21 protein-coding genes are annotated in these 9,845 nt (G+C 69.2%); 3 read left to right on the forward strand and 18 right to left on the reverse strand.

Annotation, left to right across the window (positions count from 1 at the left end):
- From ABZ135_RS01360 to ABZ135_RS01405, 10 genes are all read right to left on the reverse strand, one after another.
- On the reverse strand, positions 1–1,467 hold the full coding sequence (locus tag ABZ135_RS01360) for a hypothetical protein (protein ID WP_356690569.1): 1,467 nt from the start codon (positions 1,465–1,467) through the stop codon (positions 1–3).
- A 14-nt stretch (positions 1,468–1,481) separates the two neighbouring features.
- Positions 1,482–1,703, reverse strand: coding sequence for a hypothetical protein (locus tag ABZ135_RS01365; protein ID WP_356690571.1), 222 nt, complete (start codon positions 1,701–1,703; stop codon positions 1,482–1,484).
- Complete coding sequence (locus ABZ135_RS01370) at positions 1,700–2,263, reverse strand: hypothetical protein (protein WP_356690573.1); 564 nt, start codon at positions 2,261–2,263, stop codon at positions 1,700–1,702. The genes ABZ135_RS01365 and ABZ135_RS01370 overlap by 4 nt, the downstream gene beginning before the upstream one ends.
- Positions 2,263–2,562: a hypothetical protein gene (locus ABZ135_RS01375; RefSeq protein WP_356690575.1), complete on the reverse strand. Its 300-nt coding sequence runs from the start codon at positions 2,560–2,562 to the stop codon at positions 2,263–2,265. Before ABZ135_RS01375 ends, ABZ135_RS01370 begins: the two co-directional genes overlap by 1 nt.
- Before the next feature lie 18 nt (positions 2,563–2,580).
- Positions 2,581–3,090: a hypothetical protein gene (locus tag ABZ135_RS01380; protein ID WP_356690577.1), complete on the reverse strand. Its 510-nt coding sequence runs from the start codon at positions 3,088–3,090 to the stop codon at positions 2,581–2,583.
- Positions 3,090–3,257, reverse strand: coding sequence for a hypothetical protein (locus ABZ135_RS01385; RefSeq protein WP_356690579.1), 168 nt, complete (start codon positions 3,255–3,257; stop codon positions 3,090–3,092). The genes ABZ135_RS01380 and ABZ135_RS01385 overlap by 1 nt, the downstream gene beginning before the upstream one ends.
- A gap of 29 nt (positions 3,258–3,286) precedes the next feature.
- Positions 3,287–3,577: a hypothetical protein gene (locus ABZ135_RS01390; RefSeq protein WP_356690581.1), complete on the reverse strand. Its 291-nt coding sequence runs from the start codon at positions 3,575–3,577 to the stop codon at positions 3,287–3,289.
- A 3-nt stretch (positions 3,578–3,580) separates the two neighbouring features.
- Positions 3,581–3,934 carry a hypothetical protein gene (locus tag ABZ135_RS01395; RefSeq protein ID WP_356690583.1) on the reverse strand — a complete coding sequence of 118 codons (354 nt, stop codon included), beginning with the start codon at positions 3,932–3,934 and terminating at the stop codon, positions 3,581–3,583.
- A 98-nt stretch (positions 3,935–4,032) separates the two neighbouring features.
- Entirely contained in the window at positions 4,033–4,398 is a 366-nt protein-coding gene (locus ABZ135_RS01400) for a hypothetical protein (protein WP_356690585.1), read from the reverse strand.
- A complete protein-coding gene (locus ABZ135_RS01405; RefSeq protein ID WP_356690587.1) occupies positions 4,395–4,715 on the reverse strand; it encodes a hypothetical protein in 321 nt (106 codons plus the stop codon). Before ABZ135_RS01405 ends, ABZ135_RS01400 begins: the two co-directional genes overlap by 4 nt.
- Positions 4,716–4,927: 212 nt before the next feature.
- Between ABZ135_RS01405 and ABZ135_RS01410 the strand changes: the two genes are divergently transcribed.
- The 3 genes from ABZ135_RS01410 (at position 4,928) to ABZ135_RS01420 (ending at position 6,280) form a co-directional block, all read left to right on the forward strand.
- Entirely contained in the window at positions 4,928–5,128 is a 201-nt protein-coding gene (locus ABZ135_RS01410) for a hypothetical protein (protein ID WP_356690589.1), read from the forward strand.
- Between the two features lie 112 nt (positions 5,129–5,240).
- The gene (locus ABZ135_RS01415; protein WP_356690591.1) at positions 5,241–5,876 is read left to right on the forward strand and encodes an NUDIX domain-containing protein; all 636 of its coding nucleotides are present in this window, start codon (positions 5,241–5,243) and stop codon (positions 5,874–5,876) included.
- Entirely contained in the window at positions 5,873–6,280 is a 408-nt protein-coding gene (locus ABZ135_RS01420; RefSeq protein ID WP_356690593.1) for an NUDIX hydrolase, read from the forward strand. Before ABZ135_RS01415 ends, ABZ135_RS01420 begins: the two co-directional genes overlap by 4 nt.
- A 58-nt stretch (positions 6,281–6,338) precedes the next feature.
- Here ABZ135_RS01420 and ABZ135_RS01425 read toward each other — a convergent pair whose 3' ends face one another.
- From ABZ135_RS01425 to ABZ135_RS01460, 8 genes are all read right to left on the reverse strand, one after another.
- Positions 6,339–6,536 carry a hypothetical protein gene (locus ABZ135_RS01425; protein WP_356690595.1) on the reverse strand — a complete coding sequence of 66 codons (198 nt, stop codon included), beginning with the start codon at positions 6,534–6,536 and terminating at the stop codon, positions 6,339–6,341.
- A gap of 42 nt (positions 6,537–6,578) precedes the next feature.
- On the reverse strand, positions 6,579–6,836 hold the full coding sequence (locus ABZ135_RS01430) for a hypothetical protein (RefSeq protein WP_356690597.1): 258 nt from the start codon (positions 6,834–6,836) through the stop codon (positions 6,579–6,581).
- Positions 6,833–7,141, reverse strand: coding sequence for a hypothetical protein (locus ABZ135_RS01435; RefSeq protein WP_356690599.1), 309 nt, complete (start codon positions 7,139–7,141; stop codon positions 6,833–6,835). Before ABZ135_RS01435 ends, ABZ135_RS01430 begins: the two co-directional genes overlap by 4 nt.
- Positions 7,142–7,517: 376 nt before the next feature.
- A complete protein-coding gene (locus tag ABZ135_RS01440; protein ID WP_356690601.1) occupies positions 7,518–8,135 on the reverse strand; it encodes a hypothetical protein in 618 nt (205 codons plus the stop codon).
- A gap of 28 nt (positions 8,136–8,163) precedes the next feature.
- A complete protein-coding gene (locus ABZ135_RS01445; protein ID WP_356690603.1) occupies positions 8,164–8,565 on the reverse strand; it encodes a hypothetical protein in 402 nt (133 codons plus the stop codon).
- 2 nt (positions 8,566–8,567) lie between these two features.
- Positions 8,568–9,074: a hypothetical protein gene (locus ABZ135_RS01450; RefSeq protein WP_356690605.1), complete on the reverse strand. Its 507-nt coding sequence runs from the start codon at positions 9,072–9,074 to the stop codon at positions 8,568–8,570.
- Positions 9,075–9,179: 105 nt separating this feature from the next.
- Positions 9,180–9,557 carry a LuxR C-terminal-related transcriptional regulator gene (locus tag ABZ135_RS01455; protein WP_356690607.1) on the reverse strand — a complete coding sequence of 126 codons (378 nt, stop codon included), beginning with the start codon at positions 9,555–9,557 and terminating at the stop codon, positions 9,180–9,182.
- The gene (locus ABZ135_RS01460) at positions 9,554–9,721 is read right to left on the reverse strand and encodes a hypothetical protein (protein WP_356690609.1); all 168 of its coding nucleotides are present in this window, start codon (positions 9,719–9,721) and stop codon (positions 9,554–9,556) included. The genes ABZ135_RS01455 and ABZ135_RS01460 overlap by 4 nt, the downstream gene beginning before the upstream one ends.
- Positions 9,722–9,845 lie beyond the last annotated feature (124 nt).

The raw sequence follows: 9,845 nt of genomic DNA on the forward strand, positions 1-9,845 counted from the left end.
TCAGCTCTTCTCGGAGCGGACGGCGTCACGGACCGCATCGCGGACGCGCTTGGAGTAGGTGTCAGATCGACCGATGAGCTTCGCGACAGCAGGAGTAGAGAACTTCTCCGGGGCCGCATCGTGGAGCTTCCGGGCGGCATCCAGATCGGCATCCTTCAGGGGCTCCACGGCATCCTTACGGCCGGAGGGCGAGGGGCCCTCCTTCTCAATTCCCCCAAGGGCTGTAGCGCCCTCAGCCGGGCCGCCAGACGGCCTCTTGGGCTTCCCCTTCACGGGGGTGCCGCCGCCTTCTCCGCCGCGCCCAAAGATGTCGGCGATGAGCTCCTCGACGGCAAGGTGTCCGGCCGTGTCGAGGTGCTCCGCGACGACCTGCTCGACGTACTCGCGAGCGGCGAGCTCAGTGGCCAGGGTCTCGATCGTCTGCCCCAGCGGCAGGCCCTTGACCGACTTCCATGCCTCCGCCCACAGGTCCGACGACTTCACGTTGGCGGGGGCGTTGAGAGTGAAAATCTGGTACCGGGCATACACGTCGGGGTGGCCGGCGGCGCGGCGAGCCTCGTCCCAGGCCCGGTCGCGGCTGATCGTGCCGAGCGGGTGAGCGGCGAGGATCCTCTCGTACTGCTCCCACGCCTCCGGGTAGAGGGAGCGGCGCTGCTCGTCCTGGGCCGCGAGCGCCGCCGTCTCGGCCGCCTTGTCTGCGGCGACCTTCGCCTCGTGCGCGGCGCGCCGGTCGGCCTCGATCTGGCGCCGGCCTTCCGCCTCCACCTTCCTGGCGGCGAGCTCGGCCTCGGCCTTCTTCGCTGCGGCTTCAGCGATCCGCCGTTCGACGCGGGTGGCCTGGGCGTGCTTGGCACGGTCGCCGAACTTGTGGATCGTCCACACGCCGGGGCCTGCCAGGGAGGCGACGCCGCCGACGAGCCCGAAGACAAGCCCGATCTTGGGGTTCAGCGCGCCGTCCGTGACGTTGATGGCCGCCGCGATCGACGCGAACACGGCGGTCGCCGCCAGGTAGGGCCAGACCACTCGCCGGTTCGCGATGGCGGCCTCGACGAGCCGCAGCGTCACCCAGGCCGCCGACTCCAGCATGATCGGCAGGGCCACGTTCCAGGGGCGCTCCGGCTCCCAGAAGGCCCGGATCTGCAGTGGCAGCGCGACGAGGAAGCAGACGATCGCGAAGTACTTCACGGCCTTCGCTGCCTGCGTGTCGAGCTTCTGCCCGGCGAGCTTGCGCCGGGCCTCGGCCTGTTCGGCGGCGAGCTGCTCGGCTCGCTGCTTCTCCTCGGCCTCGGCAGCCGCACGGGAGTTGCGCTCGATCTCCTCCGCCCTGGCCTTGGCGGCGGCCAGCTTGGGGGCGTCGAGGGCTTCGCGGCGCCGGCGCTCGGCTTCCGCGTCAGCCGCTGCAATGTGCGCCTCGGTGCGGATCTTGTCCGCGTTCGCGGACTGCTCGGTGAACGACGTGCCGCTCACGGCAATCAATCCCTTCAGGTTCCGGTGGTGCGCTGGGGCGGGATGGTGGTGGGCTTGACGAGGCGGATGGTCGGCGGACACGGCACGACGCTGGACGCGACGACCGCGAGGCCGGCGAAGACGACGAGGGCGATCCGCCACAGCAGCGGCACCTGCGCGCCGAAGACGAACGCGAGGGCACCGAAGACGGCGAACGAGATCGCGGGTCGGCGGGTCTGCCGCCAGTCGACGATCACCGGACCGCCTCCGTCAGCAGCGGCCACAGCCGGCGGTCGGACGCCCACACGTAGTCGCAGATCAGCAGGTGGACGCCGTAGGTACGGAGCTCCTTCAGCGCGTGCTTGCCGATTCCGTTCCACTCGCGGGCGAGGTAGTTCCGGCGCAGCTTCGTCGTGATGCCGGTGAACGGCTCACCGCGGACCTCGGTCAGCACGATCGACTCGTCCGGCCGGCGGGTACCGCGGTGCACGGTCAGACCCGTCTGCTTCGCCGCGACGACAAGGCGGTCGAGGAGCGGGTTGCGGCGGTCGATGACCCCCTGCACGTAGGCCCGCTGCCGCCATGTCACCTCACCAGTCGAGTCGCGCGACACGGTCCCGGGCTGGGAGTCGACGGTCACGAATCCGGCCCGGTTCACGGCCGCGAGCACGGGGATGAGGTGACGGGCGCCGCCCTCCTCTTCTTGCCCGAACGGACCGTCGTAGCCCGGCCAGGACGGGATCCGGCCCTCCAGCCAGTCCGCCATCGTCTGGCCCAGGTCGGCGATGCTGCGGGCGTCACGCCAGACGGAGCCCATCACGACCACACCCAGGGCTCGTTGCGGCCGGCGGCGCGGAGAGCGGACTGGCCGATCTGGCGGGCGACCTTGTCCCAGCCGTCCGGCAGGTCGCCCGCGACCTTGAGGAGCGCCTTGCCGTACTTGGCGGCCCGCACCGGAGGAATCTCCGCGTAGCCGTCGCGACTCGGGGCGAACAGCGGACGCAGGGTCATCCAACTGGCGATGCTGGCGGCACGCTTCACCGCCTCGCCCAGCTGCGCGATCTGGGTGTAGGACAGGGTCGACTGGGTGCCGGCGTGCGAGATGCGAAAGCCCATAGCGGGCTCCTTTCGGGGTTAGCGAAGCTTGCGGGCAAGGTGCTCGAGGCTGCGGGCCTCGCGCTCGTGGGCGGCAACCTTGCGGTTGTCGACGAGGTTGACCTTCAGCCAGCCGCCAGCCTTCTCAATGCCGTGGTTGTTGCGGATACCTGCGAGAACGAAGTCCCGCATGCCTCGGCGGCCGAACTGGACGGCGTGAACGAGCTCGTGAACGAGGGTCTTGTCGAGCTCCCGGGCCGGGGTGGCCTCAAGGTCAACGAGGACCAGGACGCCGGACGGGCTGAGCGTGGTGTGGGCCAGGCTCTTCGGGTAGCCCCACTTCGACTCGGTTCGGGTGCCGAGGATCTGCTGCTCGGCGGCGAGGATCCTCGCCTCGTACCTGCGGGTGTCCGAGGCGACGATCTCGACCGGGCCGAGACGCTCGCGCATCTCGTCCTGGACGAGCTGGGCGGCCTGGTCTGCGATGGCCTCGATGCGGGCCATGCCCTTGGAGTAGCGGCCGGGGAGGCGGTAGGCGGCGACGTGCATCAGGCGGCGGCGGGCTGGGTGAGGCCAACGAGCTGGTCGAGGAGGCGTCCCTCCGGGTTGTGGGCGTCGTAGTCGGCGGCCTTCGCCTCGATCCGCGCCATGTCCAGCTCGTCGCCGGCGCGCAGGGCGGACAGGTACTGCTCGATCAGACGGTTCTCGAACTGCATGACGGATCTCCTGTAAGTGGGTGGGGCGCTCAGGCCCGGGTGAGGAAGCCGGCGACCGCATCGGCCGCCTTGGTGAGGAAGTGGGCGGCGTTCGCGAGGGACTGCGGCCGCGGCTCGGGGGCGGCGTTCAGCACGTCGAAGAGGTGCGCGGCCGCAATGTCGAGCAACTGGTAGTCAGCAACGCGGGCCGCCTGCAGTTCCTCGCCCGCCGCGTACACCTGCATCGCGAACGGGCCGAGCTCGGTGGCCGGCGGCTGCTTCACGACGGCCGCGACCTGGTCGGCGTAGGTGGCGAGGATCGACTCCGGGGTGACGGCCACCGGTCAGCCCTCCAGGGTGCGGACGAGCGCGTCACGGGCCCTGACGAGGGCGGCGACCTGCACATCGGTGTCCGGGTCGCCACCCGCCCGGACAACCCGGGCCTCGGCGGCAGCGATGGCCTCGTTCGCCGCGTGCACCGCCCGGGCGCTGTCGCGCTCAGCGATGTGTGCAATGCGGGCGTCGGGAATGGTGAGCGTGTAGTCGCCGAAACGGAGGACCACGCAGTCCATGTCGTATTCGAAGCTGTCGAGGGTCTCGCCATGGGCGCCGAGGTCGACCAGCGCCGACATGCGTTCGGCAGGCTCGCCCTGGCGGTAGGCGAGGCCATCGACGGTCGTGATGACGAAGCTGTGCATGACGAATCTCCTCGTGTCGAGGTGCAGGAAAGGGAGGGGGCCGGGGCCGGCAGCAGGGGGTAGGACTGCCGACCCCGGCAGTCAGAGGGAGCGCGCGGCTAGCGGGGCGTGGAGCTGCGCTTGTTCGTCTCGGCGAGCTTCTTCGACAGCTCGTCGCGCTCGGCGTCCGTCATGGCGGACGGGCGGCGAATGTGGGTGGCGGCGGCGTGTGCGTCGATGTCGGCCTGCGACATGACCGGCGCCGACAGCGCAGCCAGCACCTGCCGGGCCGTAGCCGACACCTCGGCGACCGTGACGCCCGCCGGGTCGACACCCAGAGCCGCCAGCAGCGGCCGGCCGTAGACCTCGACCGCGTCACCGGCCAGACGCTCACGACGCAGGAACATGTCCGCGTAGAAGCCGGCCATCGTGCGACGGTCCGCGTCCACCACCAGAACCGGGGCCTCAATCGCGGGGGCGCTCACAGCGCACCACCGAACGTGCGGGCCTCCAGCGACTCCGGCAGCGGCAGCATCGGGGTGCCGAGCAGGCGGCCGACGAGGAGGCGAGTCATCGCGTCCCGGCTGCGGGCGCTCTGCTGCTTCGGCAGCACGACCTGAATCGGGCCGACGTGAGGCTTTAGGGCGATGCCCTCGAAGCCCTCGTACTCGGCCGGTGCCTCGACGATCTCGACGTTCGCCTCCACCAGCAGCTCCGACAGCGGAGCCGAGAACAGACGGGCGGTGGTCAGGGGCGGGGTGGAGCTGTTCTCGCAGGTGCGAGTAGGTACAGTGGTGCTCATGGCTGTTCTCCCTTGTTGCGAAGGGGGCTCGGCCTAGGCCCCGCTTGGTGTTCCCGCACCTCGCGGGGCTGCCTCGTTTCCGGGGCCGCCGTGTAGCTACACAGTGGCATGCTCCCGTAGCTACACGCAAGCGGTTCGCAGGGTGAGTTTTGGTAGTCGTTTCTCCGCGATGCGTATTGCCTGCTGTAGCTACAGGCAGATACCTTTCTGGTGTGTCCGAGAAGCAGCAACACACACCGCCGCGCCAGATCCGCATCCCGAATGAGGACTGGAGCGACTTCGACGATGCTGCGAAGGCGATGGGGAGCGACCGAGCGGCGGTCGTTCGCGAGTTCATCCGCTGGTACCTCCGTCGCCCCGGTGCGAAGCCGCCGCAGCGGCCCCCTCGGGATGACGCCCAGCTCTCGGCGTAACTGCAGGTCCATGCTTTGAGTCAACGCGCGCGGCCCCTGCCTGACGACGATCCGGCAGTGCAGGTGGCACGACGTCCGTAGTGCAGGTCGCAAGGGAGGGTCGAGCAGCCCCGTGGACGTGATCGAGACCTGGAGCGGGCGTCACGCAGCTGCGCTGCAGGCAGCAATGCGGGCGACCAACGAGGAGTTCGCCCGGCGGTTAGGAGTGGCGGTCCGCACCGTCGCCTCATGGCATGCGAGCCCTGCCACCGTTCCGCGCCGCGAGATTCAGCGAGCGCTCGACACCCTGCATGAGCAGGTAACTCCTGCCGAGCGCCACCGCTTCGGCGCCATCCTTCAGCCGGAAGCCGCCGCAGCAGCGCAAGCCCTGCGAGTGGCTATCGCGATTGTGGTTCGCGGATCGGACGTCCTGCTCGTCTGCCGGCGCGGCGACGAGCCGCTCTCGTGGGGATTCCCGGCAGGTGTCGTCAAACCCGGTGGCAGCTCCAGTGCAGTCGCAGTGCAAGAGACGCTCGCCGAGACCGCTGTTCACTGCACTGTGCGCAAGCATCTAGGCACCAGAGTCCACCCTACGACTGGCGTTCTGGCCAGCTATGAGTTCTGCGAGTACCTGGCCGGCGAGGCCCGTAATGCCGACCCCGTGGAGAACCTGGACACGGCCTGGATCCCAATCAGCAGCCTGACGAAGTTCATCCCGACCGAGCGGATCTACCCCCCTGTACTGACTGCCCTGGAGGCATTGGCGTGACCGAGACGAAGACTGAGCAGGGCATCTCCACGGCGATCATCACTGACGCCGGCCGCGTGCTGATGATCAGGCGCCGGGAGCGCGAGGGGAAGCTCCTCTGGGCGTTCCCGGGCGGCGGCATCGAGGCCGGCGAGACTCCGGAGCAGGCCGCGGTGCGGGAGACCGCCGAGGAGGTCGACCTCGAGGTGAAAGCTGTCCGCTCCCTCGGCGAGCGGGTACATCCGCAGACCGGCCGGCACATGTCCTACGTTGCGTGCGAGGTCGTCGGTGGCGAGGCCCGGGTCGCCGACGAGGAGGAGCTGGCCGAGGTCGCCTGGATCCGGCTGGAGCAGATCCCGGACTACGTGCCGTGGGGCCTCTTCGGGCCTGTGCAGGAGTACCTCGACGAGACACTCGACGACTGACCCCAGACGCAAGTGAGCCCGCCACCCCATCGGGTGGCGGGCTTCGTCGTGTCAGGCGCTACTGGGGGTTGGTGCGGGCAAGGATGCCCTCGAAGTCTTTGGCGGCTGCCATCATCAGGTCTGCGTGCTTCGGGTTGACCGCCGCTTCTAGGCCGGCGGTAAAGCTCATCAGAGGGATGGCGCGTTGGAGTGCGCTCCGGAGTTCGGCGATGTGTTGGTCGCGCAGGTCGACGGTGGGGTCAGGGTGGCTGGCCACGTGTGGACCTCCTGGGTGGCGGGGTTAATTGCGTGTGGCCGGCTAGTGGGTCCCGACCCAACTGATCTGCAGTGGTGTGATGCGGCCGGTCTCGCGATTGACGAAGAGGCTGATGAGGCCGAGTCCGTCTCCGAAGATCCCTTCGCGGGTGATTTCGTCTTCCTCGCCCCATGCAGTGGTGGCTGCGATGGGGTCTTGTTCGAGTTGGTCGATGTACTCGAACAGGGCGACTTGCCCTTCGAAGGGCAGCCCTTCGATCATCTTGATCGCGTTGGGGCTGCGGCTGAAGTGCCAGTTCACGCTGCGTTGTGTCCTCGGCGTTGGGCTTCGATGCGGGCCTTGAGTTCCTCGTACCTGGAGATGCTGTCGCGAGTCTCCTGATCGTAGCCGCTCGGTAGCTGTCCGTGTTCCCGGATGTGTTCGCGCACCAGTTCTACTTCGGCTCGGCCGGCTTCGATGTCGGTGACGAACTGGACCCATCGATCGAGGATCGTGTGGAGCTTGGCTACTTCTGTGAAGGCGACTTCGCGTTGGAACGTCGCGCGGAGCTCTGGGTGGGGCAGTGCGTGGGTGATGCTGTCGATGGTCCACGTGTGGTTGCTCATGCCTCGACCCCTGAAATCACGAATCCCATAACCAGTGCAGTGGCTTCGAGGTTAGCGGCAAGCTGTCGAGGCTTGGACGCAATGACCACCTACGGATGTCGGTAGGTGGTTCTATGGCGCAAGCCGCCGGAGCGCAGGGAGTGATGTCTTGGCCTGAGGCGTGTCCTGACCTGCGGATGACCGTTTGACCTGGCGTGGAGACTGCTGAGCCTGTGATTGGCGACTATCCGTCTGCCCCTCGCCTGCCGCTATTGACTGCTGCGGAGGCGAGGGAGGCGGTGGGCTTCCTGCAACTGCTGGAGCAGCTGGACCTGACGCCGCGGGGTGAGGCCGCCGGCCAGCTCGCAGCAGACCTGGCGAAGCGGCTGTCAGCGGACTAGGCCGCGGCTCGCCGGTCTGCGAGCGGCAGGCGGAGGATGTCGCTGTGCCCGTAGTCGGCGCCGCAGCCGCGGCAGGTTTCGCCGCGGGTGTTGAGGGTGAACGGGAGGGCGCGGCCGCAGGGGCATTGGGCGTGGAGCCGGCGGGCGGGGCGTTCGCCGGAGGTGATGCCGGTCAGGGTGCGGTGGATGGAGCCCAGCTCGTCCGCCGCTTCGTCGATGGCGGGGTGATGCTGCACCGCCCACCCGAGGTTGTATCGGAGCGTCTGGCAGGCGCCAGCAACGCGGTCCTGAAGGCTGCCAGTTTCGTGAAGCTCGGCGTGCCCGTAGGTTTCCCAGTCCCGCACCCATGCCTGGAGGGGGGCAAGGATGGGGCCGGTCTCCAACTGTAGTTCGAGGATGCCTTCACGAAGGGGCGCCGGGGCGGTCTTGCTGCCGGAGACGGCGGGCCCGGTGCTGGAGCAGCGGTGGAGGTGCTGGCCGAGCTGCTGGTAGAGGACCGGTATCTCGACCAGGGCGGCAGCGGTCCGGTCCTCGCAGACGCGGCACAGGTACCTCGACCACTCGTCGTCGCGGAGTTCGCGCGGGCAGCGGGTGCAGGTGGGCATGTCGTTCACGGCTCTCCTTGCGGCGGTGCGGGCTGGGCTACTTGCGGCGGTGGTCCGGTGCGGGCCGGAAGGTGGCGGGGGCTTCACGTGCAGGGGGGCTGTTGAAGAACCGGTCGAAGGCTCGACGGAGGTCCTGGGCAGGGGTCAGACTCGCCGTCCTTTCGGGCGCCGCAGGCGGCTGGGGACGGTCGAGGGCGCCGAGGATGCCGTCGGTGAGGCCGTGGGCGAGGGCGAGGTCGAGGAGTTCCGGGCAGTCGTTGAGGTTCGTCGTGAGGTCTTGGTCGCAGCCGTCACACTCTTCGGATCCGCTGGCCCACGGCTTGTGGCGGGCGAGGATGCGGCGGTCGGCTTCGCAGCGGCGCAGTGCGGCCGGGTCTTCGGCGGCTGCGGCTTCGGCCTGGTCGACCTGCTGGGTGATCCACTCATGGAGGGTGGGCACGGCTACTCCTTGGGCTGGAGGGCGTTGCGGATGTCGTCGAGGACGCGTCGGGCTTGACCGGGCTCGAGGGCGTTGCGAGTCCAGCGGTCGACCTCGTCGCGGACGCGTTTGGTGGTGGCCTCGGCGGCGTCTCGTTCGGCGCCGGCTTTGTTCATGAGCTGGATGGCGTGGACGGCGATGTCGGTGGCGCCTTCGAGTTCGCTGGCTCGCGCCTCGGCGATGCGGAGGCGGGTCTTCAGCTGCTCGATGACAGCGTCGCGGAGGTAGATGGAGGCGCGGGCGGCCTGGAGGGGTGTCTCGTCGTCGTCCTGCTCGTCGAGGGGTGGTTCGGCGGGGGCGACGATGAACGACTGGGGGAAGCAGCCTTGGCCTTGGCCGGGGGTCTGGATGAGCACGCTGGGGTCGTCGGCGAGGGCGACGAGCTTTCCGTACCAGGCGGCGGGGAGGCGGGGGTTGGTGACGGTGACCCATTGGCCGAGGAGGGCGAGGAGGGTTTCCCGGTCGGTCATATCGGTACCTTTCGGGCGCGCTGATCAGATCGGATGGGCTGTGCGCCTCGCTGGCGCTCTGGGCGCCCGGCGTCGCGGACTACGCCGGGCGGGAGTTCGGGCCTCCTAGGCCCCTCCTAGGGCTTTCTCGGGCCTGTTCTGACTGGGAGCCTCGGTACGGGTCACCTTCGCCCCGTTCCGGTAGGCCCGTTCGCCGGCCCAGCACGGCGGGCACAGCTTGGGGTCCTCGCCGCGGCGGATGTGCGCCTGGTAGCCGGCGTGGTCGCCGTGCCGCTGCGGCCGGCCGTCGAGGATTCCGGACCGGCAGGCGAGGAAGACGGCGTGCGTGATGTTGCGGGCGTTGAGCCTGTGGACGATGACGGTCTCGTGGTAGCTGACGGTGGCGACGGCCAGATGCAGGGCTGCGGCGATCTGAGGGCCACTGAAGCCCTCGGCGCGGAGCTGGAGCACCTTCTCCTGCCGGGCGGTGAGTTCGGGCCTCACAGGGTCTCCAGGACGTCGTGGATGGGTCGGTGGTGGGGTATGGGGCGGCCTCCGCAGGGCCGGCCGTGGTCGAAGAGCGGCCAGATGACGTCGGCGCGGGTGTCGACCGCGGCCTCGTCGGCTTCGGTCTCCCACCCGTCGGGCCACAGGGGTGGCTGGTTCATGGGGTCCTCCCGTGTGGGGCGCGCCCGCTGGTCTTGGCGGACTGGGCGCGCCCCATCGCTGTGTGCGGTCAGGGGCCGGGGCAGAGGAACGGGTACGGAGGGTTCGAGCCGGTGCAGGCGGGGC

Source organism: Streptomyces sp. NPDC006339 (genome assembly GCF_040612775.1).
GTDB lineage: Bacteria > Actinomycetota > Actinomycetes > Streptomycetales > Streptomycetaceae > Streptomyces.

Excerpts from the sequence above, each read along its gene's own strand:
- ABZ135_RS01380 (WP_356690577.1), bottom strand. The coding sequence starts at position 3,090 with ATGCACGTCGCCGCCTACCGCCTCCCCGGCCGCTACTCCAAGGGCATG.
- ABZ135_RS01460 (WP_356690609.1), bottom strand. The coding sequence starts at position 9,721 with ATGAACCAGCCACCCCTGTGGCCCGACGGGTGGGAGACCGAAGCCGAC.
- ABZ135_RS01385 (WP_356690579.1), bottom strand. The coding sequence starts at position 3,257 with ATGCAGTTCGAGAACCGTCTGATCGAGCAGTACCTGTCCGCCCTGCGC.
- ABZ135_RS01395 (WP_356690583.1), bottom strand. The coding sequence starts at position 3,934 with ATGCACAGCTTCGTCATCACGACCGTCGATGGCCTCGCCTACCGCCAG.
- ABZ135_RS01405 (WP_356690587.1), bottom strand. The coding sequence starts at position 4,715 with ATGAGCACCACTGTACCTACTCGCACCTGCGAGAACAGCTCCACCCCG.
- ABZ135_RS01435 (WP_356690599.1), bottom strand. The coding sequence starts at position 7,141 with ATGAGCAACCACACGTGGACCATCGACAGCATCACCCACGCACTGCCC.
- ABZ135_RS01450 (WP_356690605.1), bottom strand. The coding sequence starts at position 9,074 with ATGACCGACCGGGAAACCCTCCTCGCCCTCCTCGGCCAATGGGTCACC.
- ABZ135_RS01375 (WP_356690575.1), bottom strand. The coding sequence starts at position 2,562 with ATGGGCTTTCGCATCTCGCACGCCGGCACCCAGTCGACCCTGTCCTAC.
- ABZ135_RS01370 (WP_356690573.1), bottom strand. The coding sequence starts at position 2,263 with ATGGGCTCCGTCTGGCGTGACGCCCGCAGCATCGCCGACCTGGGCCAG.